The sequence below is a fragment of the Methylobacterium sp. Leaf93 genome (assembly GCF_001422345.1).
GTDB lineage: Bacteria > Pseudomonadota > Alphaproteobacteria > Rhizobiales > Beijerinckiaceae > Methylobacterium > Methylobacterium bullatum.
Genome location: NZ_LMMS01000001.1, coordinates 40,458 through 64,529, shown reverse-complemented (window position 1 = coordinate 64,529; position 24,072 = coordinate 40,458). Strand labels below are relative to the sequence as shown.

The 24,072-nt window shown below is 65.3% G+C and carries 22 protein-coding genes; 21 read left to right on the top strand and 1 reads right to left on the bottom strand.

All coding sequences use genetic code 11. From position 1 onward, the window contains the following. Positions 1-316: 316 nt before the first annotated feature. Positions 317-1,450, bottom strand: coding sequence for a glycosyltransferase family 4 protein (locus ASF26_RS00310; RefSeq protein WP_056247912.1), 1,134 nt, complete (start codon positions 1,448-1,450; stop codon positions 317-319). Positions 1,451-1,909: 459 nt separating this feature from the next. On the opposite strand from ASF26_RS00310, the gene ASF26_RS00305 reads away from it, so the two are divergent. The 21 genes from ASF26_RS00305 to ASF26_RS00210 all read left to right on the top strand — a co-directional run bounded on the left by ASF26_RS00305 (position 1,910) and on the right by ASF26_RS00210 (position 24,061). Beyond that, positions 1,910-2,275, top strand: a complete 366-nt coding sequence (locus ASF26_RS00305; RefSeq protein ID WP_018042016.1) for an NADH-quinone oxidoreductase subunit A — start codon at positions 1,910-1,912, stop codon at positions 2,273-2,275. Positions 2,276-2,328: 53 nt separating this feature from the next. Beyond that, entirely contained in the window at positions 2,329-2,916 is a 588-nt protein-coding gene (locus ASF26_RS00300) for an NADH-quinone oxidoreductase subunit B (RefSeq protein WP_018042017.1), read from the top strand. A 9-nt stretch (positions 2,917-2,925) separates the two neighbouring features. After that, positions 2,926-3,570 carry an NADH-quinone oxidoreductase subunit C gene (locus ASF26_RS00295; protein ID WP_056247910.1) on the top strand — a complete coding sequence of 215 codons (645 nt, stop codon included), beginning with the start codon at positions 2,926-2,928 and terminating at the stop codon, positions 3,568-3,570. 16 nt (positions 3,571-3,586) lie between these two features. Beyond that, positions 3,587-4,777 carry an NADH-quinone oxidoreductase subunit D gene (locus tag ASF26_RS00290; protein ID WP_018042019.1) on the top strand — a complete coding sequence of 397 codons (1,191 nt, stop codon included), beginning with the start codon at positions 3,587-3,589 and terminating at the stop codon, positions 4,775-4,777. Further along, positions 4,774-5,175, top strand: a complete 402-nt coding sequence (locus tag ASF26_RS22385; protein ID WP_156462810.1) for a hypothetical protein — start codon at positions 4,774-4,776, stop codon at positions 5,173-5,175. The genes ASF26_RS00290 and ASF26_RS22385 overlap by 4 nt, the downstream gene beginning before the upstream one ends. Positions 5,176-5,177: 2 nt before the next feature. Continuing rightward, positions 5,178-6,269 carry an NADH-quinone oxidoreductase subunit NuoE gene (nuoE, locus tag ASF26_RS00285; protein ID WP_056247907.1) on the top strand — a complete coding sequence of 364 codons (1,092 nt, stop codon included), beginning with the start codon at positions 5,178-5,180 and terminating at the stop codon, positions 6,267-6,269. Between the two features lies 1 nt (position 6,270). Further along, complete coding sequence (gene nuoF / locus ASF26_RS00280; RefSeq protein ID WP_056247904.1) at positions 6,271-7,572, top strand: NADH-quinone oxidoreductase subunit NuoF; 1,302 nt, start codon at positions 6,271-6,273, stop codon at positions 7,570-7,572. A gap of 43 nt (positions 7,573-7,615) precedes the next feature. Beyond that, complete coding sequence (nuoG, locus tag ASF26_RS00275) at positions 7,616-9,697, top strand: NADH-quinone oxidoreductase subunit NuoG (protein WP_056247900.1); 2,082 nt, start codon at positions 7,616-7,618, stop codon at positions 9,695-9,697. 12 nt (positions 9,698-9,709) lie between these two features. After that, a complete protein-coding gene (nuoH, locus tag ASF26_RS00270) occupies positions 9,710-10,726 on the top strand; it encodes an NADH-quinone oxidoreductase subunit NuoH (protein WP_056247897.1) in 1,017 nt (338 codons plus the stop codon). Between the two features lie 25 nt (positions 10,727-10,751). After that, positions 10,752-11,240 carry an NADH-quinone oxidoreductase subunit NuoI gene (gene nuoI, locus ASF26_RS00265; protein WP_018042024.1) on the top strand — a complete coding sequence of 163 codons (489 nt, stop codon included), beginning with the start codon at positions 10,752-10,754 and terminating at the stop codon, positions 11,238-11,240. A 121-nt stretch (positions 11,241-11,361) separates the two neighbouring features. Further along, entirely contained in the window at positions 11,362-11,982 is a 621-nt protein-coding gene (locus ASF26_RS00260; protein ID WP_056247895.1) for an NADH-quinone oxidoreductase subunit J, read from the top strand. Between the two features lie 28 nt (positions 11,983-12,010). Continuing rightward, positions 12,011-12,316, top strand: a complete 306-nt coding sequence (gene nuoK / locus ASF26_RS00255; RefSeq protein ID WP_018042026.1) for an NADH-quinone oxidoreductase subunit NuoK — start codon at positions 12,011-12,013, stop codon at positions 12,314-12,316. A 102-nt stretch (positions 12,317-12,418) separates the two neighbouring features. Further along, positions 12,419-14,497 carry an NADH-quinone oxidoreductase subunit L gene (nuoL, locus tag ASF26_RS00250; protein ID WP_056247892.1) on the top strand — a complete coding sequence of 693 codons (2,079 nt, stop codon included), beginning with the start codon at positions 12,419-12,421 and terminating at the stop codon, positions 14,495-14,497. A 47-nt stretch (positions 14,498-14,544) separates the two neighbouring features. Then, positions 14,545-16,065, top strand: coding sequence for an NADH-quinone oxidoreductase subunit M (locus tag ASF26_RS00245; RefSeq protein ID WP_056247891.1), 1,521 nt, complete (start codon positions 14,545-14,547; stop codon positions 16,063-16,065). 13 nt (positions 16,066-16,078) lie between these two features. After that, positions 16,079-17,521, top strand: coding sequence for an NADH-quinone oxidoreductase subunit NuoN (gene nuoN, locus ASF26_RS00240; RefSeq protein ID WP_056247887.1), 1,443 nt, complete (start codon positions 16,079-16,081; stop codon positions 17,519-17,521). Between the two features lie 4 nt (positions 17,522-17,525). Next, entirely contained in the window at positions 17,526-18,374 is an 849-nt protein-coding gene (locus tag ASF26_RS00235) for a biotin--[acetyl-CoA-carboxylase] ligase (protein WP_056247884.1), read from the top strand. Positions 18,375-18,386: 12 nt separating this feature from the next. After that, on the top strand, positions 18,387-20,060 hold the full coding sequence (locus ASF26_RS00230) for a ribonuclease J (RefSeq protein WP_056247875.1): 1,674 nt from the start codon (positions 18,387-18,389) through the stop codon (positions 20,058-20,060). Between the two features lie 175 nt (positions 20,061-20,235). After that, positions 20,236-20,640 carry a methylmalonyl-CoA epimerase gene (gene mce, locus ASF26_RS00225; protein WP_056247874.1) on the top strand — a complete coding sequence of 135 codons (405 nt, stop codon included), beginning with the start codon at positions 20,236-20,238 and terminating at the stop codon, positions 20,638-20,640. Next, a complete protein-coding gene (locus tag ASF26_RS00220) occupies positions 20,637-20,981 on the top strand; it encodes a DUF1467 family protein (RefSeq protein ID WP_056247872.1) in 345 nt (114 codons plus the stop codon). The genes mce and ASF26_RS00220 overlap by 4 nt, the downstream gene beginning before the upstream one ends. Positions 20,982-21,423: 442 nt before the next feature. Next, positions 21,424-22,749 (top strand): proline--tRNA ligase, encoded by a 1,326-nt coding sequence (proS, locus tag ASF26_RS00215; protein WP_018042034.1) that lies wholly within the window; start codon positions 21,424-21,426, stop codon positions 22,747-22,749. A gap of 7 nt (positions 22,750-22,756) precedes the next feature. Then, positions 22,757-24,061: a lipoprotein-releasing ABC transporter permease subunit gene (locus tag ASF26_RS00210; protein ID WP_018042035.1), complete on the top strand. Its 1,305-nt coding sequence runs from the start codon at positions 22,757-22,759 to the stop codon at positions 24,059-24,061. Positions 24,062-24,072: the final 11 nt, after the last annotated feature.

Here is a 24,072-nt window from a genome sequence, read left to right as displayed (position 1 = left end):
CTCCGGGAAGTGGACTGTCGGACCCGCGGTATCGAAACCGGGCCTCTCCGGCCCGATGTCGCAGATCGTCTCGGTCGCGTCGACGGGCTCGATGAAGCGACGTTCGCTCTCTGGCCCGAAGCGCTGATCGTCTATCGCGAATCAAAAGGCCGCCAATCGCGAAAGGGCGATCCAGCGGCCTTCGATAACCGGTATCGGTGGATCTCACGAATGAGGGCCGTCGATTCGGGAAGAGGTTAGCAAGGCTGATGCCGTATGGCACCAGCCTTTCTGCAAGGATTTTCGGGCCGGCAGGATCTTCAGGCAGGCACGATCGTCAGGCCGGCATGGCGGCCGCGGAAAGAGACGGGCGGGCCGAGCCGTTCAGATCGCCGTAATGCGGGGTGAAGGCTCCCGCGCGTGGCATCGTGATGATGGTCTTCTCGTTCTCGATCAGTTGCTCGTAGACCGCCACATACTTCTTCACCATGCACTCCGCGGTGAACTGCGTCTCGAAGTGGCGGCGCACGCCGGCGCGGCTCATGCCCTTGACCTTGTGTACGGCCGCGATGGCATCGTCCATGGTGTCGCACAGGACGCCACTGACGCCGTCGGCGATGACCTCCGGCACGGAGCCGTTGCGGAATGCGATCACCGGCGTGCCGGCCGACATTGCCTCGATCATGACGAGGCCGAAGGGCTCCGGCCAATCGATCGGGAAAGCCAGGGCCAGGGCGTTGCCGAGGAAGTCCTTCTTCTGCTCTTCGTTGATCTCGCCGATGAACTCGACGAGCGGGTGGTGGATCATCGGCTCGATGACCTCGTCCCAGTAATCCTGATCGGCCTTGTCCACCTTGGCGGCGATCTTCAGCTTCACGCCGGACTGAATCGCCATCTGAATCGCGCGGTCGGGGCGCTTCTCGGGGGAGATGCGGCCGAGGAAGGCAAGGTAGCCGCCCTTGGCTTCCGGATAGTACGGGCAGTTCTCGGACGGCAGGCCGTGATGGATTGTCGCCTGCCAGTTCGAGTTCGACGGCATGGGCTCGCGCTGGTTGTCAGAGATCGACACCAGGGGCATACCCGTGAAGGTGCGGTAGACCGGCATGAAATCCGGCACGTCGAGACGGCCGTGCATGGTCGTGACGCACTTGTGGTAGAGATCTTCGAACATCGGATACTGTAGCAGGTCGATGTGGAAGTGCAGTACGTCGAACTCGTGCGCCCGCTTATGGACGGTATGCAGCATCGCCAGATGGCTCGCGGTGTGATCGCGGTATCCAAGGAGGCGAAGGCCCTCGGGCGTGCAGGCGGCGAGCTTGGCGGATGTCTCCGAGTCGCCGCTGGCGAACAGGGTCACATCGTGTCCCTGCCGGACGAGTTCCTCCGTGATCCACGATACGACGCGCTCGGTGCCGCCGTAGAACTTCGGAGGCACAGCCTCCGAGAGCGGAGCAATCTGGGCAATGCGCACGAAACGTCTCCTGTAAGGTCGAATATTGCGACGACCTAACGCCATCCGGCCTGAGTGGGACATGAACGGAACTCACGGCCAAGGTTCTGGTTCCGTGTGCTCCACGAGTGCCGTTCCTCGCTATCTCCCCCGCCCGGATGTCCCCGAAATCCTCGCTTCCATCTCCCCTCCACGGGGCAACAGAGCAGGGGCGGGGCCCTGCACGAAACCGGCCAGATCGGGCCTTGGCGGCGACCGCGGGACGGCCGCTCAGGGGACCTGCGCGGATCGGTCGTGTTGCCGGATACGATCCGCCCCATACTTCCTGAGCATGGCCGGATTTGTGCGACGCACGACGCCCTTGTTTCGCTCAAGGGGGTCGTCTAAGCCTCGCGCCTGCGCAGTCTGGCATTGGAGCAATTCCATACCGTTCGAGCGCTCGCGAGGCGCTTCGCCCGCCACGAACACGAGAGGTGTCGCATGACAAGCCTGCTGGCGGATTACCTGCCCCTCATCGTTTTCATCGGCGTGTCGTTGTTCATCGCTGTGGCGCTGCTCGTCGCACCGTTCCTGGTCGCTTATAACAGCCCGGACCCGGAGAAGCTTTCTGCTTACGAGTGCGGCTTCAATGCTTTCGACGACGCCCGCATGAAGTTCGACGTGCGGTTCTACCTCGTCGCTATCCTGTTCATCATCTTCGACCTCGAAGTCGCGTTCCTGTTCCCCTGGGCGATCACCTTCGGCGAACTCGGTTGGTTCGGCATGTGGTCGATGATGGCCTTCCTCGGCGTGCTCACGGTCGGGTTCGTCTACGAGTGGCGCAAGGGCGCCCTCGAATGGGACTAGCCGTCCCGTCGACCTGACAATCGCATTGCCCGAAGCCGGATCCCGAGAAACCGATGGCCTTCAGTCCCGACATGACCCGGATCCCCGCCGTCGCACCAGCGCCGAAGGGGATCATCGATCCGAATACCGGCCGGCCCATCGGCGCCGACGATCCGACCTTCCTGTCGATCAACAGCGAACTCGCCGACCGCGGCTTCCTCATCACCTCGACGGACGACCTCATCAATTGGGCCCGCACCGGGTCGCTGATGTGGATGACATTCGGCCTCGCCTGTTGCGCGGTCGAGATGATGCAGATGTCGATGCCGCGCTATGATTGCGAGCGCTTCGGCTTCGCGCCGCGTGGCTCGCCGCGCCAATCCGACGTGATGATCGTGGCGGGGACCCTGACCAACAAGATGGCTCCCGCTCTGCGCAAGGTCTACGATCAGATGCCGGAGCCGCGCTACGTCATCTCAATGGGCTCCTGCGCCAATGGCGGCGGCTATTACCACTATTCCTATTCGGTGGTGCGCGGCTGCGATCGGGTGGTGCCCGTGGACATCTACGTGCCCGGCTGCCCGCCCACGGCGGAGGCGCTGCTCTACGGCGTGCTCCTCCTGCAGAAGAAGATCCGCCGCACCGGCACGATCGAGCGCTGAGGGTCCGGCATGAGCAACGGCATCTCGATCCTCGCCCATACCGCGGCCCCGGCCGGCGGCTCGCTCCAGGCGCTCAGCGACCATGTCGGGTCGGCGCTGGGTCCGGCCATCGTCTCGCGGACCATCGCCTTCGGCGAACTCACGTTGAATGTGCAGGCGAGCGACATCGTCTATGCGCTGACCTATCTGCGCGACGACCCCGCTTGCGCCTTCCGCTGCTTCATCGACATCTGCGGCGCGGATTACCCGAACCGCGAAAAGCGCTTCGACGTCGTCTATCACCTGCTCTCCCTGCGCCATAACGCCCGCATCCGGGTGAAGGTACAGACCGACGACCAGACCCCGGTCCCCTCCGTCATCGACGTGTTCCCGGCCGCCAACTGGTTCGAGCGCGAGACCTACGACCTCTACGGCGTCCTCTTCTCCGGACATCCCGATCTCCGCCGCCTTCTGACGGATTACGGGTTCGAGGGGCATCCGCTGCGAAAGGACTTCCCGCTCACCGGCTTCGTCGAGGTCCGCTACGACCAGGACGAAGCCCGCGTGGTCTACGAGCCGGTGAAGCTGGCGCAGGAATTCCGGAACTTCGACTTCCTCTCGCCATGGGAGGGCACGGAATACGTACTCCCGGGCGACGAGAAGAAATCGGCTTGAACGGCGGAGCGAGGCCATGACCGAGCACAACATCCGCAACTTCGCGATCAATTTCGGGCCCCAGCACCCGGCGGCGCACGGCGTGCTGCGCCTCGTGCTGGAACTCGACGGCGAGATCGTCGAGCGGGTCGATCCGCATATCGGCCTCCTGCATCGGGGCACGGAGAAGCTGATCGAGCACAAGACCTACCTGCAGGCGACACCGTATTTCGACCGGCTCGACTACGTCTCGCCGATGAACCAGGAGCATGCCTTCTGTCTCGGCATCGAGAAGCTGCTCGGGCTCCAGGTGCCGCGCCGGGCCCAGCTCATCCGCGTGCTGTTCTGCGAGATCGGCCGCATCCTCTCCCATCTCCTCAACGTCACCACGCAGGCCATGGATGTGGGCGCGCTGACGCCTCCGCTCTGGGGCTTCGAGGAGCGTGAGAAGCTGATGATCTTCTATGAGCGCGCCTCGGGTGCGCGTCTCCACGCCAATTACTTCCGGCCCGGCGGCGTGCACCAGGACCTGCCGCCCGCGCTGATCGACGACATCGAGGCCTTCATCGACCCGTTCCTGCAGGTGGTGGACGACCTCGACAACCTCGTCATGGGCAACCGCATCTTCAAGCAGCGCAACGTCGACATCGGCATCGTCACCGTGGACGAGGCCATGGCCTGGGGCTTCTCCGGGGTAATGGTGCGCGGCTCCGGAATCCCGTGGGATCTGCGCAAGTCGCAGCCCTACGAGTGCTACGAGGAGATGGAGTTCGACGTTCCCGTCGGAAGGAACGGCGACACCTACGATCGTCAGGTCATCCGCATGGAAGAGATGCGCGAATCGGCCAAGATCATGCGGCAATGCTGCGTGAAGCTGCGCGAGCCCGCCGGGCAGGGGCCGATCGCGGCCACCGACGGCAAATTCGCGCCGCCGCCGCGCCGCGAGATGAAGCGCTCGATGGAAGCGCTGATTCATCACTTCAAGCTCTACACCGAAGGCTTCCACGTCCCGGCCGGCGAGGTCTACGCGGCGGTCGAGGCGCCCAAGGGCGAGTTCGGCGTCTATCTCGTCGCCGACGGCACCAACAAGCCCTACCGCTGCAAGATCCGCGCTCCGGGTTTCGCTCATCTCCAGGCCATGGACTGGATGTGCCGCGGCCACATGCTGGCCGACGTGTCCTGCGTGCTCGGCACGCTCGACATCGTGTTCGGCGAGGTGGACCGATGATGTCTCGCTTCGGTCTCAGTCTCGGCGTCGTTGTACTCACACTCTTCGGCGCGCATGGCCCTGCGTTGTCGCAAGGTGTGCTGGATGAGATTAGAGAATGGGACCGCACGGCGCCAACTCGCGACGCAAAACGTGAGTCTCCCGAACATCGCACGCTCGCTGCGCGGGCTCTTTGCTCAGGTGAGCAAGCTCCATGTGAGTCCCAGCTCTTGAAAAAGGGGTGGCGCATTGTCTCGTCAGGCGTCGAGCCACTCGGCGTAGACATGACATTCGAATTTAAGCTTCTGAAATTCAAAAACGTTCATTCGATTTGTACAGCGTTCGTTTCTTATGACGGCTCAACTCACGAGCGGCCGTGCCAGGAAATGGCAGCCCATCTGAATTCGGTGAAAGACTGACTATGGCGAACCGCAGGTTAGCCCCCGCTTCCGAGCAACCGGCCTCCTTCGCCTTCTCGTCCGAGAACGCGGAATGGGCCAAAGGGCAGATCGAGAAATATCCGGAAGGGCGTCAGGCTTCCGCCGTGATCCCGCTTCTGTGGAAGGCGCAGGAGCAGAATGGCGGCTGGCTGCCGCGCGCGGCCATCGAGGCGGTGGCCGCCGAACTCGGCATGCCGCATATCCGCGTGCTCGAAGTGGCGACCTTCTACACGATGTTCGCCCTGGAGCCGGTGGGCCGATTCTGGATCCAGCTCTGCGGTACGGTGCCGTGCGATTCGTGCGGTGCGCGCGAGCTGAAGGACTACCTTCAGGAGCGCCTCGGTGCGCCCGGCCATGTGAGCGCCGACGGCAACTTCTCCTGGCTCGAAGTCGAATGCCTCGGCGCCTGCTGCAATGCGCCGATGGCACAGATCAACCAGGATTACTACGAGGACCTGACCCCGGATCTCCTCGGCACGTTGATGGACGATCTGGCCGCCGGCCGCCCGGTGAAAATCGGCTCGCAGGTGGGACGCACCTCGTCCGAGCCGAAGGGCGGCGCCGACACCCTCACCGACGCGACCCTGTTCGACGGCTCACGCGTCGGCGCCTGGCGCAAGCGCTTCGAGGAGCATGCGGCCGACGACACCACGTCCGAGGGTAAGTCCGAAGCGGCGTCCTCCGAGCAGCGCGCCGCGACCGATCCAAAGCCGGCCAAGCCCGATGCCGGGCGTGCCGCCGCCTCGTCGGCCTCGGACGGCCCCGCCCAGCGCTCGGCCGGAGGCGAAGAGCCGGTCAAGGCCGGCGACACGTCGGATGCCGCGGATTCCAAGGATTCCAAGGCTCAGCCGGGTCATCCCGTGGCGGATGCCGGGGGCACTGTGGCGCGCGCCGAAGCCGCTGGTGCCGAGGCGGGAACGCAATCGGACCTCCCGCGAGACGAGCCGCCGCCGCAACCCCTCGCCTCCGGTGCCAGCGACGATCTGGGGCCGGACGACGCGACGTGGCCCAAGGCCGCCAAGCCGCTGAAGTCGCCCCCCAAGCCGGGCGCTTCGAAGACGGAGGGGAACTGACATGCTCTCCGATCAGGATCGCATCTTCACCAATCTGTACGGCCTGCATTCGCCGGGCTTGGACGAAGCCAAGAAGCGCGGCGCCTGGGACGGCACCAAGTTCCTTCTGGAAATGGGCCGCGACTGGATCATCGACGAGATGAAAGCGTCCGGCCTGCGCGGACGTGGCGGTGCCGGCTTCCCCACCGGCCTGAAATGGTCGTTCATGCCCAAGAAGTCCGATGGGCGTCCGCACTATCTCGTGGTCAATGCCGACGAATCGGAGCCGGGCACCTGCAAGGACCGGGAGATCATGCGGCACGATCCGCATCTCCTGATCGAGGGCTGCATGCTGGCCTCGTTCTCGATGGCGGCCCATGCCTGCTACATCTACATTCGCGGCGAGTACGTCGCCGAGAAGCACGCCCTGCAGAAGGCGGTGGACGAGGCCTATGCGGCCCGCCTCGTCGGTAAGGACAACGTCCACGGCTACCCGTTCGACATCTACGTCCATCACGGCGCCGGCGCTTATATCTGCGGCGAAGAGACCGCTCTTCTGGAGAGCCTCGAAGGCAAGAAGGGCATGCCGCGCCTGAAGCCGCCATTCCCTGCCAATATGGGCCTCTACGGCTGTCCCACCACGGTGAACAACGTCGAGTCCATCGCGGTGGCGGGCACCATCCTGCGCCGGGGCGGCGCGTGGTTCGCCGGGTTGGGTGGCAAGAACAACACCGGCACCAAGCTGTTCTGCGTGTCGGGACACGTCAACAAGCCCTGCAACGTCGAGGAAGAACTCGGCATCACCTTCCGTGAGCTCATCGACAAGCATTGCGGCGGTATGCGCGGCGGCTGGGATAACCTGCTGTGCTCCATCCCCGGCGGTTCCTCGGTGCCCTTGGTGCCGGCCGAGCAGATCATCGATGCCAAGATGGATTTCGACACCCTGCGCGGCCTCGGGTCCGGCCTCGGCACGGCGGCGGTGATCGTCCTCGACCGCTCCACCGACATCGTCTCGGCGATCGCCCGCATCGCCTATTTCTACAAGCACGAGAGCTGCGGCCAGTGCACGCCCTGCCGCGAGGGCACCGGCTGGATGTGGCGCGTGATGCTGCGCATGGCCGAGGGCCGCGCCCAGCGCCGCGAGATCGACATGCTGCTGGACGTGACGAAGCAGATCGAGGGCCACACGATCTGCGCGCTCGGCGATGCGGCGGCTTGGCCGATCCAGGGCCTCATCCGCCACTTCCGTCCCGAGATCGAAAAGCGCATCGACCGCTACAGCGCCAACCCGCACAGCGACCCTGTGCGGATGGCAGCGGAGTGATCGCCATGTCTTTCGGACCGATGTTCGACACCGAGAAGCACGCATGACCAAGCTCATCGTCGACGGCACCGAGGTCGATGTTCCGGCCGAGTACACCCTGCTGCAGGCCTGCGAAGTCGCGGGCGCGGAAATCCCGCGCTTCTGCTTCCACGAGCGGCTGTCCATCGCCGGCAATTGCCGCATGTGCCTCGTCGAGTTGAAGGGCGCGCCAAAACCCGTGGCCTCCTGCGCTTACGCGGTGAAGGATTGCCGCCCCGGCCCCAATGGCGAGCCGCCGGAGATCCTGACCCGGTCGGGAACCACGAAGAAGGCCCGTGAGGGGGTGATGGAGTTCCTCCTCATCAACCACCCGCTCGATTGCCCGATCTGCGACCAGGGCGGCCATTGCGACCTGCAGGATCAGGCGATGGCCTACGGTGTCGATTCGACTCGCTACGGCGAGAACAAGCGGGCGGTCGAGGAGAAGTACATCGGCCCGCTGGTGCGGACCGCCATGAACCGCTGCATCCATTGCACCCGTTGTGTCCGCTTCCTGGCGGAAGTCGCCGGCGTGCCGGATCTCGGCGCCATCGGCCGCGGCGAGGACATGGAGATCACGAGCTATCTCGAGAGCGCCATGGGCTCGGAACTCCAGGGCAACGTCGCCGACCTCTGCCCGGTGGGCGCCCTCGTCCATAAGCCGCAGAGCTACGAGGTGCGGCCCTGGGAGCTGTCGAAGACCGAATCCATCGACGTGATGGATGCCGTCGGCTGCGCCATCCGCGTCGATGCCCGCGGCCGCGAGGTCATGCAGATCGAGCCGCGCGTCAACGAGGACATCAACGAGGAGTGGATCTCCGACAAGACCCGCCACGCGGTGGACGGCCTGCGCGCCCAGCGCCTCGACCGGCCGTATCTGCGCGAGAACGGCCGCTTGCGGCCCGCCTCCTGGGGGGAGGCCTTCGCCGCCATCGCCGCGAAGACGAAAAGCGCCGATCCGAAGCGCGTCGGCGCCATCGTCGGCGATCTCGCCGCCGTGGAGGAGATCTATGCCCTGAAGACCCTGATGGGGTCGCTCGGCGTGACCAATCTCGATTGCCGTCAGGCCGGGGAGGCGATCGACCCCGCCTGGGGCCGGGCCGCCTACACCTTCAATCCCACCATCCCGGGGATCGAGGATGCGGACGCGATTCTCCTGGTCGGAACCAATCCGCGCCTCGAAGCCTCGCTCCTCAACGTGCGCATCCGCAAGCGCTGGCGGATGGCGCCGCTGGCGGTAGGCCTCATCGGTGAGGCCGTGGATCTCACCTATCCCCACACCTATCTCGGCGCCGGCCCCGAGACCCTGGCTGACATCGCCGCCGGCCATCACAGCTTCGCCGAAGTGCTGAAGGGTGCGAGCCGCTCCCTCGTCATCGTCGGCACCGGGGCGCTGTCCCGTCCGGACGGAGCCGCCATCCTCGCGGCGGCGGCCAAGCTCGCCAAGGACGTCGGCGCCGTGAGCCCGGAATGGAACGGTTTCGCCGTGCTCCAGACCGCCGCCGCCCGCGTCGGCGCCCTCGATCTCGGCTTCGTGCCGGGGGAGGGGGGGCTCGACTTCGCCGCGATGGCCGAGCCGGGCGCCCTGGACGTGCTGTTCAACCTCGGCGCCGACGAGATCGAGATCGGTGCCGGCGCCTTCGTGATCTACCAGGGCACCCACGGCGACCGTGGCGCCACCCGCGCCGACGTGATCCTGCCAGGCGCCGCCTATACCGAGAAGAACGCCACCTTCGTGAACCTCGAAGGCCGGGTGCAGATCACAAACCGCGCCGGCTTCCCGCCGGGCGACGCCCGCGAGGATTGGGCGATCCTGCGCGCCCTGTCCGACGTTCTCGGCAAGCGTCTGGCCTTCGATTCCCTCGGCGCCCTGCGGCGTGCGCTCTATGCGGAATATCCGCATTTCGCCGCCCTCGACGCGGTGGCGCCGGGCGACGTCGTCGCCACGGTGGAGACTTTGGCGGGTCTCGGCGGCGAGGCGAACCGCTCGGCTTTCGTGTCCGCGGTGCCGGATTTCTATCTCACCAACGCCATCGCCCGCGCCTCGCGGGTTCTGGCCGAATGTTCGAGCCTCGCGCGGACGCGCGGCCTCGAAGCGGCGGAATAGGGGCTGCCGACCATGCTGGAAATCGTCGGCACCGTCCTGCTTCTGGTGCTCAAGAGCTTTGTGCTCCTGGCGCTGCTTCTCGTCTTCATCGCCTACGCGCTGCTGGCCGATCGCAAGATCTGGGCGGCGGTGCAGCTGCGGCGCGGCCCCAACGTGGTCGGTCCCTGGGGCCTGCTGCAATCCTTCGCCGATCTTCTGAAGTTCGTACTGAAGGAGCCGGTGATCCCGGCCGGTGCCAACAAGGCGCTGTTCCTGCTGGCGCCCCTGGTCTTCGCCACCCTGGCCCTGGCGGGCTGGGCGGTGATCCCGCTGGCGGAAGGCTGGGCCATCGCCGATCTCAATGTCGGCATTACGTACATTTTTGCGATCTCCAGCTTGGGCGTCTACGGCGTGCTGATGGGCGGCTGGGCGTCGAACTCGAAATACGCGTTCCTCGGCGCCCTGCGCTCCGCCGCGCAGATGATCTCCTACGAAGTGTCCCTCGGCTTCGTCATCATCTGCGTCCTGCTCTGCGCCGGCTCGCTCAACCTCTCGCGCATCGTCATGGCGCAGGACACCGCGCTGGGCATCCTCGGCTGGTACTGGCTATGGCTGTTCCCGATGTTCGTGGTGTTCTTCATCTCGGCGCTCGCCGAGACCAACCGGCCCCCCTTCGATCTGCCGGAGGCCGAATCGGAGCTCGTGGCGGGCTACATGGTCGAGTATTCCTCGACGCCGTACCTGCTCTTCATGCTCGGCGAGTACGTGGCGATCATGACCATGTGTGCGCTCGGAACGGTGCTGTTCCTCGGCGGCTGGCTCTCGCCGATCCCGTTCGCGCCCTTCACCTGGGTGCCGGGGCTGATCTGGTTCGCCCTGAAGGCGAGCTTCCTGTTCTTCATGATCGCCATGGTGAAGGCCATGGTGCCGCGCTACCGCTACGACCAGCTCATGCGCCTCGGCTGGAAGGTGTTCCTTCCGCTCTCGCTCGTCTCGGTCGTCGTCGTCGCCTTCGTCCTCAAGCTCACTGGCCTCGCGCCGGGGGCATGATGCAACGCATAAGGGAGATCGCGCCATGAAGCTCGATCAGGTCGCCAAGGGTCTGCTGCTGAAGGAGTTCGTGTCGGGGTTCGCCCTCGCCATGCGCTACTTCTTCAAACCCAAGGCCACGATCAACTACCCTTTCGAGATGGGGCATCGCGGTCCGCGATTCCGCGGCGAGCACGCGCTACGCCGCTATCCCAACGGGGAAGAGCGGTGCATCGCCTGCAAGCTGTGCGAGGCGATCTGCCCGGCGCAGGCCATCACCATCGAGGCCGGCCCGCGCCGCAACGACGGCACGCGGCGCACCACGCGTTACGACATCGACATGGTGAAGTGCATCTATTGCGGCATGTGCCAGGAGGCCTGCCCGGTGGATGCCATCGTCGAGGGGCCGAATCTCGAATTCTCCGTGGAGACCCGCGAGGAGCTTCTCTACGACAAGGACAAGCTGCTCCTGAACGGCGACCGCTGGGAGCGCGAGATCGCGCGCAACATCGCGGTGGACGCGCCATACCGGTGATGACGGGAGCACCGGCGGTTGTGCGCCGCAGGGGTGGGTTCTATAGACGGGCGGCCTGCACGGGCTGGTTTGAATTTCGGCAGAAGGGGCCGTCCTCGGGACGGCTGATCTCCATAGTCGCATGAGTGCAGCCGCAGCCTTCTTCTACCTGTTCGCCGGCATCGCGATCGCGTCCGCGTTCATGGTGATCACCTCGCGCAATCCAGTCGCGTCGGTGCTCTTCCTCATCCTGACCTTCGTCAACGCGGCGGGCCTGTTCGTCCTGATGGGCGCCGAGTTCCTCGCAATGATCCTCGTGGTGGTCTATGTCGGCGCGGTCGCCGTTCTGTTCCTCTTCGTCGTGATGATGCTCGACGTGGATTTCGCGCAGCTGCGCCAGGGCTTCCAGCAATACCTCCCCGTGGGGGCGCTGATCGGGGCCGTCTTCCTGATCGAGCTCCTGCTCGTGGTGGGCTCCTGGACGATCGATCCTGGCCTGATGCAGGCGCCGCTGGGTCCGCTCGCCAGTGTCGAGGGCGTCACCAACACCCAGATGCTCGGGCGCGTGCTCTACACGGATTACGTCTTCTACTTTCAGCTGGCCGGGCTCATCCTGCTGGTGGCGATGATCGGTGCCATCGTGCTCACCCTGCGCGACAGGCCGGGCGTGAAGCGCCAGAACATCTCCGTGCAGAACGCGCGGACGCAGGAGATGGCGGTGGAGACCCGCAAGGTGCCCTCGCGCCAGGGTGTCGAGGTCTGATGTCGGCTCTGCAGAAGGATCAGCGCTCATGATCGGCTTGAGCCATTATCTCACGGTGGCGGCGATCCTGTTCACGCTCGGCGTGCTCGGCATCTTCGTGAACCGCAAGAACATCATCGTCATCCTGATGTCGGTGGAGCTCATCCTGCTCGCGGTGAACATCAACCTCGTGGCGTTCTCCACCCATCTCAACGACATCACCGGCCAGGTCTTCGCCCTGTTCGTGCTCACGGTAGCGGCGGCGGAGGCGGCCATCGGGCTCGCCATCCTCGTCGTCTTCTTCCGAAACCGCGGCTCCATCGCGGTGGAGGACGTGAACATGATGAAGGGCTGATCTTCCCCAAGCCGAGCCGCGCGGCACCCCGCGCGATCCCATTGACGAGAATGGAGCGAGGCCGGTCATCCGGCACGCTTCCGGAGGCCGGGCCAGCCAGCGATGTATCACGCGATCGTCTTCTTCCCGCTCATCGGTGCCCTGCTCGCCGGCCTGTTCGGCCGCCAGCTCGGCCCTCGCGTGTGCGAGTACATCACCACCGGCTTCCTCGCCTTCTCCGCCCTCCTGTCCTGGGGCGCCTTCTTCGAGGTACCGGGCTCGGACCACGCCACCCGCGTGCAGGTGGCGACATGGTTCACCGCCGGCGACCTCGTGGTCGACTGGGCGTTCCGGATCGACACACTCACCGTGGTGATGCTGGTGGTCGTGACGACGGTCTCGACCCTCGTCCACCTCTACTCCGTGGGCTACATGGCGGAGGATCCGCACCGGCCCCGCTTCTTCGCCTACCTGTCGCTGTTCACCTTCGCCATGCTGATGCTGGTGACGGCCGATAACCTCGTGCAGATGTTCTTCGGCTGGGAAGGCGTCGGCCTCGCCTCCTACCTGCTGATCGGGTTCTGGTACGAGAAGCCTTCGGCCAATGCGGCGGCGATGAAGGCATTCATCGTCAACCGCGTCGGCGATTTTGGCTTCTCGCTCGGCATCTTCCTCGTCTTCGTCCTGTTCGGTTCGGTGGCCTTCGACGGCATCCTGCCGCGCGCCGCCGAGTTCAAGGACGCCACCTTCCACTTCCTCGGCTACGACTGGAACGCCATGACCCTGGCGTGCCTGCTCCTGTTCATGGGCGCCATGGGCAAGTCGGCGCAGTTCCTGCTCCACACATGGCTCCCCGACGCCATGGAGGGGCCGACCCCGGTCTCCGCCCTGATCCATGCCGCGACCATGGTCACCGCAGGCGTCTTCATGGTGGCGCGCCTGTCGCCCCTGTTCGAGGTGGCGCCCAACGCCCTCATCGTCGTCACGATCATCGGCGGTATCACAGCCTTCTTCGCGGCCACGATCGGCATGGTGCAGAACGACATCAAGCGGGTCATCGCCTACTCGACCTGTTCGCAGCTCGGCTACATGTTCGTGGCGCTGGGCGTCGGCGCCTACTCGGCGGCCGTGTTCCACCTCTTCACCCATGCCTTCTTCAAGGCGCTGCTGTTCCTCGGCGCCGGCTCGGTCATCCACGCGATGCACCACGAGCAAGACATGCGGAACATGGGCGCTTTGCGCCGCTACATTCCCTTCACCTCGGCGATGATGACCATCGGCACCCTCGCGCTGATCGGCTTCCCCTTCACTGCTGGCTACTACTCGAAGGATGCGATCATCGAGGCGGCCTACGCCTCGACGCGGCCGGGCCACACGCTGGCCTTCCTGGCCACCGTCATCGCCGCCCTGATGACCTCGTTCTATTCCTGGCGGCTGTTCTTCATGACCTTCGAAGGGCCGGCGCGCTGGGCCGGTCACGGCTCCGATCATCATGACGACCATCACGCGGCGGTCCAGGCGGACGGCGCGCCGGGCCACCACGAAGGCGTCGCCCATGACGACAAGGGCCACGACGTGGAGCCGGCCTCGCACAGCGCCATCGAGCACCACGATCATGCGCACACGCCGCATGAGAGCCCGCTGGTGATGACGATCCCGCTGGCGATCCTCGCCTTCGGCGCCCTGTTCGCCGGTCTGATCTTCAAGAACCGCTTCATCGGCGAGGGCATGGAGTCGTTCTGGGGACATGCCCTCGGCCATGGCCCCGACAACCACATCATGCACGACATCCATTCGGTGCCGGCGCTGGTCGCTTACTCGCCCTTCATCATGCTGGTGATCGGCTTCCTGCTGGCCTTCTGGATGTATATCCGCCGGCCGGAACTGCCCGGCCAGCTCGCCGCGCAGCAGCCGAGCCTGTACCAATTCCTGCTCAACAAGTGGTATTTCGACGAACTCTACGAGCGCATCTTCGTCCGGCCGGCCAAGAACTTCGGCAAGTTCCTCTGGAAGGAGGGCGACGGGCGCGTCATCGATGGGCTCGGCCCCGACGGGATAGCCACCCGCGTGCTCGATGTCACCCGCGGCGTGGTCCGGCTCCAGACCGGCTACGTTTACCACTACGCCTTCGTCATGCTCATCGGCGTCGCCGCGATCATCAGCTGGTACATGCTGACCGGCCTGCCGAAGGTCGGACACTGATGTCTCACGCAATGACGGTCGCCAACTCGTATCGGAGTGCCCGCTAGATGTTCGGCCTCGGCATTCTCTCAGGCTTGCTGATCGTACCGCTCTGCGGCGCGGCCTTCATCCTGTCCCTCGGCGATGAATCCGAGAGCGTGAAGCGCAACGCCCGCTGGGCAGCACTCGCGACCACCATCGTCACCTTCCTCCTCAGCCTCGTGGCATGGGGCCGGTTTGATCCGTCGACGTCGAGCTTCCAGCTCGTGGAGACCCACGGCTGGCTCGCCGAGACGATCAAGTTCAAGCTCGGCGTCGACGGGTTCTCGATGCCCCTGATCCTGCTGACCACGTTCCTGATGCCGTTCTGCATCGGCGCGTCGTGGCTCTCGGTGAACACGCGGGTGAAGGAGTATTTCGTCGCCTTCCTCGTCCTCGAGACGACGATGATCGGCGTGTTCCAGGCCCTCGACCTCGTGCTGTTCTATCTGTTCTTCGAGGCCGGCCTGATCCCGATGTTCCTCATCATCGGGATCTGGGGCGGAAAACGCCGGATCTACGCGAGCTTCAAGTTCTTCCTCTACACCCTGCTCGGCTCGGTGCTGATGCTCCTCGCCATCATGGCGATGTATTGGCACGCCGGCACCACCGACATCCCGACCCTGCTGCACACCCGCTTCCCCGTCGGCATGCAATACTGGCTGTGGCTCGCCTTCTTCGCCTCCTTCGCGGTGAAGATGCCGATGTGGCCGGTCCATACCTGGCTGCCCGACGCCCACGTGGAGGCGCCCACCGCCGGTTCGGTGATCCTCGCCGGCATCCTGCTCAAGATGGGCGGCTACGGCTTCATCCGGATCTCGCTGCCGATGTTCCCGGATGCCAGCTCCTATTTCGCACCGATGGTCTTCGCCCTCTCGGTCATCGCGATCATCTTCACGTCGCTGATCGCGCTGATGCAGACCGACATCAAGAAGCTCATCGCCTATTCGTCGGTGGCGCATATGGGTTTCGTGACCCTGGGCCTGTTCACCCTCAACGAGCAGGGCATCCAGGGCGCCCTGTTCCTGATGATCTCGCACGGCATTGTCTCGGGCGCGCTCTTCGTCTGCGTCGGCGTGGTCTACGACCGGATGCACACCCGCGAGATCGCGGCCTATGGCGGCCTCGTGAAGCGCATGCCGCTCTATGCTGCGGCCATGATGGTGTTCACCATGGCCAATGTCGGCCTTCCCGGCACGTCGGGCTTCGTCGGTGAGTTCCTGGCCATGATGGGGGCCTTCAAGGCCAACCCCACCGTCGCCTTATTCTCCGTGTTCGGTATCATCCTCTCGGCCGGATACGCCCTGTGGCTCTATGCCCGGGTGATCTACGGCAAGCTCGAGAAGCCCAACCTCCAGGGTATCCTTGATCTCGACCTGCGGGAGAAGATCATCATCGCGCCGCTCGTCGCCCTGACGATCTATTACGGCGTGCATCCCGCGCCCATCCTCGACACCTTCGCCCCCTCCACGGAGGCGCTGATGCAGAGCATGAAGACCGCGCTCTCGAACACGCAGACCGCGGCGGTTCTTCCGCCCGTCGCGCGCTGAAGGTCTACGTCAGATGACCGCTATCCAGGCCGTCCTGCCCTCGCTTTCGCCGGTGATGCCGGAGCTGATCCTCGCGATCGGCGTGCTGGGGCTGATCCTCTACGGCGCCTTCCGGGGCGAGCGCTCTGTCGAGACCGTCAATGTCGGCGCGCTCATCCTGTTGATTCTCGCCTTCTTCGTGGTCGTGTCGCAGTCGGGCGCGAAGGTCACGACCCTCAACGGGTCGTTCATCGTCGACAATTTCTCGAAGGTGATGAAGGCGCTGATCCTGATCGGCTCGGCGGCCACGATCCTGCTGTCGCGCGACTATTTCCAGCGCGAGCGCATCGACCGGTTCGAGTTCCCGATCCTGATCGTGCTCTGCACCATCGGCATGATGGTGATGGCCTCGGCCAACGACCTGATCGCCCTTTATCTCGGCCTCGAATTGCAGTCGCTGGCGGCCTATGTCATCGCCGCCTTCCACCGCGACAACCTGAAATCGACGGAAGCCGGGCTGAAATACTTCGTTCTCGGCGCCTTGTCTTCAGGCATGCTGCTCTACGGCTCGTCGCTGGTCTACGGCTTCACCGGAACGGTCTCCTTCCCCGGAATCGTCTCAGCGCTCAACGACAATGCCGGCATCGGCATCGTGCTCGGCATTGTGTTCGTGGCCGCCGGAGTCGCCTTCAAGATGTCCGCCGTGCCGTTCCACATGTGGACGCCGGACGTCTACGAGGGTTCGCCGACACCGGTGACGGCGTTCTTCGCCTCGGCGCCGAAAATGGCTGCCGTCGCCATGACCGTGCGGGTCTTCATCGGAGCCTTCCCGGACGTGACGTCGATCTGGCAGCAGATCATCGTCTTCGTCGCCATCGCGTCGATGACGCTCGGTTCCTTCGCCGCCATCGGCCAGCGCTCGATCAAGCGACTGATGGCGTATTCCTCCATCGGCAATATCGGCTACGCGCTGATCGGCCTCGCCGCCGCCTCGGAGGATGGGATTCGCGGCGTGGTGATCTACATGATCATCTATCTCGCCATGACGCTCGGCGCCTTCGCCGTGCTCCTGTCCCTGCGACGCGGCGGGCAGATGTACGAGACGGTGGACGACCTCTCCGGCCTCTCGCGCACGCATCCGGTCCTGGCCTTCTGCCTTGCAGCGATGATGTTCTCGCTTGCCGGCATTCCGCCGCTGGCCGGGTTCTTCGGCAAGTTTTACGTCTTCGCCGCCGCCATAAAGGCCGATCTCGTCGGTCTCGCGGTCGTCGGTGTCGTCACCTCCGTGGTCGGCGCGTTCTATTACCTGCGCCTCGTCAAGGTGATGTATTTCGACGAGCCCCAGGCCCCCTACGAGACCATGGCGCCGGGACTGCGCATCGTGCTCGGCCTGTCGAGTGCGGTGGTGGTGCTGTTCTTCCTCGTGCCGTCTCCTCTGGTCAGCGCGGCGGGGGCCGCGGCCAAGTCGCTGTTCTAGGATTGTGTCGGGATATCGCCTCGGCCCGGCGGCCAAGGCCGCCGGGCATCGTCTTCACGTTCACGAGAGCCTAGGCTCCACCAACACCCAGGCAATGGAGCTCGCGCGCCAGGGCGAGAGGGGGCCGCTCTGGGTCGTCGCGCTCCGGCAGGAGGCGGGGCGCGGCCGCAGGGGAAGCGCCTGGGCCTCCCTGCCCGGCAACCTCACCGCCAGCCTGCTCTGGCCGGTTTCGGACGTGGATCCAGTCCAGGTGCCGAGCTTGGGTTTCGTCGCAGGCGTCGCGCTGATCGCGGCTCTGAAGCGAACGATCAGACCATCTCACCCTGAACGACTAATCAAATCACCTCAGGATGAGGTCGGCGGTGGGGAAGTTGGTGGTGCGAGCCCCTTCCGGCTGAAATGGCCCAACGACGTTCTGGTCTCCAGCGCGAAGCTCGCGGGTCTGCTTCTGGAAGCGGAGACTCATCCCGGCGGGCGCAGATCGGCGGTGATCGGCTTTGGCGTCAACGTAGCCGCGTCACCGCAGGACTTGCCTTATCCCGCGACAAGCCTCAGTCAGAGTTCGTACGAAACGCGCGCCGAGGATCTGTTCGATTACCTGTCGGACGAGATCGTCGTTGCAGCGCGACTCTGGAGCCGGGGCGGCGGATTCTCATCGATCCGCCGGCTTTGGCTCGACGACGCCGCCGGAATCGGCGCACCGGTCTCGGTGCGGATCGGCGGCGAGATCGTGCATGGAATTTTCGAGACGATCGACGAGGCGGGGCGGCTCGTCGTCCGATCGGATGATGGGACGCGACGGACCGTGACGGCGGGCGAGGTGCATTTGGGTTCGGCCGCGACGGCGGCTTGAGGTTTGACAGTGATGACGACAGGGCAAGACGAACTCGTCTTCGTGCCGCTCGGCGGCGTGGGCGAGATCGGCATGAATGCGGCGCTCTACGGCTTCGGGCCGGAGAAGCGCCGGAAATGGATCATGGTCGATTGCGGGATGGGCTTTGCCGGGGAAGAGGGCTTCCCGGGCATCGACCTGATGTTCCCCGATCTGAGCTTCATCGAAGAGCGCAAGGACGACCTCCTCGCCATCTTCATTACCCACGCGCACGAGGACCATATCGGCGCGATCGGTGAATTGTGGCCCAAGCTTAAGGCTCCGGTCTACGCCACGCGCTTTGCCAAGAACCTGCTCGAGGCGCGCCGTCTCAGCGAGCCGGGCGCGCCGAAGGTGATCCTGCGCGAGATCGCGGCCCACAAGCCGGTGACCGTCGGTCCGTTCGAGATTGAATACGTCCCCGTCTCGCACTCGATCCCGGAATCGAACGCCGTCGCCATCCGCACGGCGCACGGCCTCGTCCTGCATACGGGCGATTGGAAGCTCGACGCCACGCCGATCCTCGGCGACGTCACCTCGGAAGCCTCGTTCCGCAAGCTGGGCGACGAGGGCATCCTCGCCATGATCAGCGATTCGACCAACGTCGTGCGCGAGGGCCGCAGCCCGAGTGAGGCCGAGGTCGCCGCCACCTTGCGTGAATTGATCGCCGAAGCACCGCACCGGGTCGCCGTCACCACCTTCGCCTCCAACGTCGCCCGTATGCGGGCGGTGGCCGAAGCGGCACGCGATTGCGGCCGCGAGGTTATCGCCGTCGGGCGGGCCATGGACCGGGTCATCGGCGTCGCCCGCGAATGCGGCTTCCTCGACGGCCTTCCCGATTTCCGCTCCGCCGATAGCTACGGCTACCTGCCCCGCGACAAGGTGGTCTGCCTGCTCACCGGCTCGCAGGGCGAGGAGCGCGCGGCGCTGGCCCGGGTCTCCCGCGACGATCATCCCGACGTGACGCTGGCCGCCGGCGACCGTGTGATCTTCTCGTCTCGCGCCATTCCCGGCAACGAGCGGGCGGTGGGCGCGATCATCAACGACCTGATCAATGCCGGCATCGAGGTGGTCACCGACCGAACGAAGCTCGTCCACGTCTCGGGCCATCCCCGCCGCGACGAGATGGCCGAGATGTATGCCTGGACCCGGCCGAGGACCGCGATTCCCGTCCACGGCGAGGCGCTGCATCTCGACGAGCACGCCCGTTTCGCCCTAGCCCAGGGCGTCGGCAACGTGGTCAAGGCCCGCAACGGCAGCGTCGTGCGCCTCGCCCCCGGCATGCCGGAGATCGTCGAGCACGTGAAGGCCGGGCGCCTGTTCAAGGATGGCAACATCCTCATCGACGCCAAGGACCGCGCCATCCCCGAGCGGCGCAAGCTGTCGCAATCTGGCGTCGTGTCGGTGGCCATCGCCATCGACGTCCAGGGCGAGGTTCTCGGCGAGCCTGCCATCGACATCATGGGCTTGCCCAACCGCGGCAAGAACGGTCAGCCGATGCTCGACGTCGCCGTCGAGGCGGTGACACGTACGCTCAGCGGCCTGTCGAAGCAGAAGCGCAAGGATGCCGAAGCCGTTGAGAAGGCGGTCGACCGGGCGATCCGCTCGGCCGTGAACGAGGCCTGGGGCAAGAAGCCCGCCTGCCACGTGCAGGTCGTGGAGGTGTGAGTGCGCTTTGACCCTCCCCCTTTTGCGGGGGAGGGTGGTCGCGGAGCGACCGGGAGAGGGGACGACCTCTCCGGATAGGGGGCCCCTCTCCCGACCCGCATTCGCGGGCCACCCTCTCCCGCAGAGGGGAGAGGGATCTTTCGCGTGGCGGGTCATTAAAAAGAGGGAGCAAACCATGATTGGACGCCTGAACCACGTGGCCATCGCCGTGCGCGACCTCGACGCGGCCTGTGCCATCTATCGTGACACCCTCGGCGCCACGGTCACCGAGCCCCTGCCGCAGCCGGAGCACGGCGTCACGGTGGTCTTCGTGAACCTGCCCAACAGCAAGGTCGAGCTGATGTCGCCGCTGGGCGAGGGCTCGCCCATCGAGAGCTTCGTGGACCGCAACCCGAACGGCGGCGTGCACCATGTCTGCTACGAGGTGGACGACATCATCGCAGCCCGCGACAAGCTGAAGGCCCAGGGCGCCCGCGTCCTCGGCACCGGCGAGCCGAAAATCGGCGCCCACGGTAAGCCGGTGCTGTTTCTCCACCCCAAGGACTTCCTCGGCACCCTCGTCGAGCTGGAGCAGGTGTGAGCGGCGTGAGCGCCCTCGTTCAGACCGTCTCGGCGACGGTCTGGCGCACGCTGACCACCATGGTCGTCATCGTCTCGGCCGTGGCGGCTTTGGCGGTGGTATTGTTCAAGCTGACGGTGTTCGGGGCCTTCGCCCTGTATTTCGTGGTGTGGTGGACGCTGCTCTTCGTCATCCTGCCGCTCCGCAATCAGGTCGAGACCGATCCGTCGCGGATTGTGCCGGGGCAGGATCCGGGGGCGCCCGCGGCGCCGCGTCTGCTCGAGAAGGCGATCTGGACGACGTTGCTCGCCAGCCTCGTGTTTCTCGTGGTGATCCCGATCTTCGAGTTGTCGGGGCTGTAGCGCCGCGATCGGGTGGCGGACCGGTTCGGCCTGCCCCCATATCCGCGAGTCCGCTTCGGCCATAAAAAAAGCAAGGCGCGAGCCTTGCTTTTGAGACGACAGATGACGTGTCAGCCTATTTTATCTCACGCATTTCTGACGGCGTGGCGGCTGAAATTTCCTCCCGAGACTCGGACCTCGCGCTGCCTCTCCGGGCGTCGCGACCATCACGGGGGCGCTTATAGGAACTGGATTGCGCATTGTCACGCCTTCGGAGATGATTCCTGGCGTTTTTTTGCAAGAGTTGGCGGGTTTGCGCTCCATTTTCGCCTGCGACCTACTTCCGTGACCATGCGGGGCTTTCGCTAAGCCGCGCAGCGCTTGTCTTTTCTCGATGCAATGTGTTGTGTGCCCCGCAACGATGCGCGGTACGATCGCGCTCCAAAACGATCCAGGGTTCCCGATGCGTCTCTCCCGCTATTTCCTGCCGACCCTACGCGAGACGCCCAAGGAGGCGGAGATCGTTTCCCACCGCCTGATGCTGCGGGCCGGCCTGATCCGTCAGGAAGCTGCGGGCATCTATGCCTGGCTGCCCCTGGGCCTGCGCGTGCTCAACAGGGTCTGCGCGGTGGTCCGCGAGGAGCAGGATCGGTCCGGCGCCATCGAACTGCTGATGCCGTCGATCCAGTCGGCGGAGTTGTGGAAGGAATCCGGCCGCTACGAGGCCTACGGCAAGGAGATGCTGCGCATTTCCGACCGGCACGACCGCGAGATGCTGTTCGGCCCCACCGCCGAGGAAGTGATCACCGAGATCTTCCGCGGCAGCGTACGCTCCTACAAGGACCTGCCGAAGAACCTCTACCAGATCTCATGGAAGTTCCGTGACGAAGTGCGGCCGCGCTTCGGCACCATGCGCTCGCGCGAATTCCTGATGAAGGACGCCTACTCGTTCGATATCGATCAGGCGGCGGCCCGGCACGCCTACAACAAGATGTTTGTTGCCTACCTACGCACCTTCGCCGGCCTTGGCCTCAAAGCGATCCCCATGCGCGCCGATACCGGCCCGATCGGCGGCGATCTCAGCCACGAATTCATCATCCTGGCCCAGACCGGCGAGAGCGAGGTGTTCTGCGACAAGCAGTATCTTGATTTCGACGTCCCGCCGGTGACCACCGATTTCGACGACGTCGCCGGCCTCCAGGGCACCGTGGACCGTTGGACCTCGCTCTACGCCGCCACCTCAGAGATGCACGAGCCCGCCGCCTTCGCCGAAGTCGGCGAGGACAAGCAGATGGCCGCGCGTGGCATCGAGGTCGGGCACATCTTCTACTTCGGCACCAAGTATTCCGAGGCCATGGGTGCCAAGGTCACCGGGCCGGACGGCGTCGACCGCCCCGTGCATATGGGTTCCTACGGCATCGGCCCGAGCCGGCTGGTTGCGGCGATCATCGAGGCCTCGCACGACGAGGCCGGCATCATCTGGCCGGATTCCGTGGCGCCCTTCGACGTCGCCCTCATCAACCTCAAGACCGGCGACGCGGCCACCGACGCGGCTTGTGCCGAGATCCAGGCCAACCTCGAGGCCAGCGGCCTGACGGTGCTCTACGACGACCGTGACGAGCGTCCCGGCGCCAAATTCGCCACCGCCGACCTCATCGGCCTGCCCTGGCAGGTCGTGGTGGGTCCGCGCGGCCTCGCCGAGGGCAAGGTCGAGATCAAGCGGCGCTCCGGCGGCGAGCGCGAGAGCGTGGCTCCCATCGACCTGATCTCGCGCCTGAAGCGGAGCTGAGGCCGGTATGGCTCTGGCAGAGACGGTGAAGGAACGGCTGGCGGGTCTCTCCGGCCTGTTCAAGCGCGGCAGCACGCCGCCCTTCGCGGCCTTCGAGTGGATCATCGCCGGGCGCTATCTCCGCGCCCGGCGGCGCGGCGGCGGCGTCTCCGTCGTCGCCTTCTTCTCCGTCCTTGGCATCACCCTGGGGGTCGCCACCCTCATCATCGTGCTCTCGGTGATGAACGGGTTCCGTACCGAACTGCTCTCGAAGATCGTCGGTATCAACGGCCACGTCTTCGTCACGCCCATCGACAAGCTGTTCACCGATTACGTCGATCTCTCCGACCGCCTCTCCAAGGTCGCCGGCGTCCGCTCGGCGATTCCCCTCGTGGAAGGTCAGGCCTTCGCTTCGTCGCCCTATGGCGGCAGCGGCGTGCTGGTGCGCGGCATCAGGGGCGAGGACATCGATTCCATCGGGTCCATCGCCAAGACCATCCGGGGCGGCACGCTCGACGGGTTCGACGACGGCACCGGGGTCGCCATCGGCCGGAGGCTCGCCGAATCGCTGGGCCTGCAGGCCGGCGACCAGATCACCCTGTCCACGCCTAAGGGCGCGACGACACCGTTCGGCACCGCGCCGCGCACCAAGGCCTATACGGTCAAGGCGATCTTCGAGATCGGCATGACCGAGTTCGACGCCACCTTCGTGTTCATGCCGCTCGCCGAATCCCAGGCCTTCTTCAACCGAGACAGCGACGTCAGCCTGATCGAGGTCTATCTCGACAATGCCGATGCCGTGGCGCAGCTGCGCCCGGATCTCGAGATGGCGGCAGAGCGTCCCGTTCTTCTCACCGACTGGCGCCAGCGCAACCGAACCTTCTTCGGGGCGCTGGAGGTCGAGCGGAACGTGATGTTCCTCATCCTCAGCCTGATCGTCGTGGTGGCGACCCTCAACATCGTCTCCGGCCTGATCCTGCTGGTGCGCGACAAGTCGAGCGATATCGCGATCCTGCGGACGATGGGCGCCACGCCCGGCACGGTGATGCGGGTCTTCCTCATCAACGGGGCGCTCATCGGCGTGGTCGGGACGCTGGGCGGGCTGGCTCTCGGAACGCTCATCACCCTCAACATCAAGCCGATCCAGCGGGTGCTGTTCCCCTCCGCCTGGGACCCGACCGTGCGGTTCCTCGCCGAGATCCCCGCCGAAATGAATTCCGGTGAGATCACCGTGGTGGTCCTCACCTCCATCGCCCTGTCGCTCGTGGCGACGCTCTATCCCTCCTGGCGCGCCGCCCGGCTCGATCCGGTGCAGGCCCTGCGTTACGGCTGAGGGGAGATTCA

Excerpts from the sequence above, each read along its gene's own strand:
- ASF26_RS00305 (WP_018042016.1), top strand. The coding sequence starts at position 1,910 with ATGACAAGCCTGCTGGCGGATTACCTGCCCCTCATCGTTTTCATCGGC.
- ASF26_RS00300 (WP_018042017.1), top strand. The coding sequence starts at position 2,329 with ATGGCCTTCAGTCCCGACATGACCCGGATCCCCGCCGTCGCACCAGCG.
- ASF26_RS00295 (WP_056247910.1), top strand. The coding sequence starts at position 2,926 with ATGAGCAACGGCATCTCGATCCTCGCCCATACCGCGGCCCCGGCCGGC.
- ASF26_RS00290 (WP_018042019.1), top strand. The coding sequence starts at position 3,587 with ATGACCGAGCACAACATCCGCAACTTCGCGATCAATTTCGGGCCCCAG.
- ASF26_RS22385 (WP_156462810.1), top strand. The coding sequence starts at position 4,774 with ATGATGTCTCGCTTCGGTCTCAGTCTCGGCGTCGTTGTACTCACACTC.
- nuoE (WP_056247907.1), top strand. The coding sequence starts at position 5,178 with ATGGCGAACCGCAGGTTAGCCCCCGCTTCCGAGCAACCGGCCTCCTTC.
- nuoF (WP_056247904.1), top strand. The coding sequence starts at position 6,271 with ATGCTCTCCGATCAGGATCGCATCTTCACCAATCTGTACGGCCTGCAT.
- nuoG (WP_056247900.1), top strand. The coding sequence starts at position 7,616 with ATGACCAAGCTCATCGTCGACGGCACCGAGGTCGATGTTCCGGCCGAG.
- nuoH (WP_056247897.1), top strand. The coding sequence starts at position 9,710 with ATGCTGGAAATCGTCGGCACCGTCCTGCTTCTGGTGCTCAAGAGCTTT.
- nuoI (WP_018042024.1), top strand. The coding sequence starts at position 10,752 with ATGAAGCTCGATCAGGTCGCCAAGGGTCTGCTGCTGAAGGAGTTCGTG.
- ASF26_RS00260 (WP_056247895.1), top strand. The coding sequence starts at position 11,362 with ATGAGTGCAGCCGCAGCCTTCTTCTACCTGTTCGCCGGCATCGCGATC.
- nuoK (WP_018042026.1), top strand. The coding sequence starts at position 12,011 with ATGATCGGCTTGAGCCATTATCTCACGGTGGCGGCGATCCTGTTCACG.
- nuoL (WP_056247892.1), top strand. The coding sequence starts at position 12,419 with ATGTATCACGCGATCGTCTTCTTCCCGCTCATCGGTGCCCTGCTCGCC.
- ASF26_RS00245 (WP_056247891.1), top strand. The coding sequence starts at position 14,545 with ATGTTCGGCCTCGGCATTCTCTCAGGCTTGCTGATCGTACCGCTCTGC.
- nuoN (WP_056247887.1), top strand. The coding sequence starts at position 16,079 with ATGACCGCTATCCAGGCCGTCCTGCCCTCGCTTTCGCCGGTGATGCCG.
- ASF26_RS00230 (WP_056247875.1), top strand. The coding sequence starts at position 18,387 with ATGACGACAGGGCAAGACGAACTCGTCTTCGTGCCGCTCGGCGGCGTG.
- mce (WP_056247874.1), top strand. The coding sequence starts at position 20,236 with ATGATTGGACGCCTGAACCACGTGGCCATCGCCGTGCGCGACCTCGAC.
- proS (WP_018042034.1), top strand. The coding sequence starts at position 21,424 with ATGCGTCTCTCCCGCTATTTCCTGCCGACCCTACGCGAGACGCCCAAG.
- ASF26_RS00210 (WP_018042035.1), top strand. The coding sequence starts at position 22,757 with ATGGCTCTGGCAGAGACGGTGAAGGAACGGCTGGCGGGTCTCTCCGGC.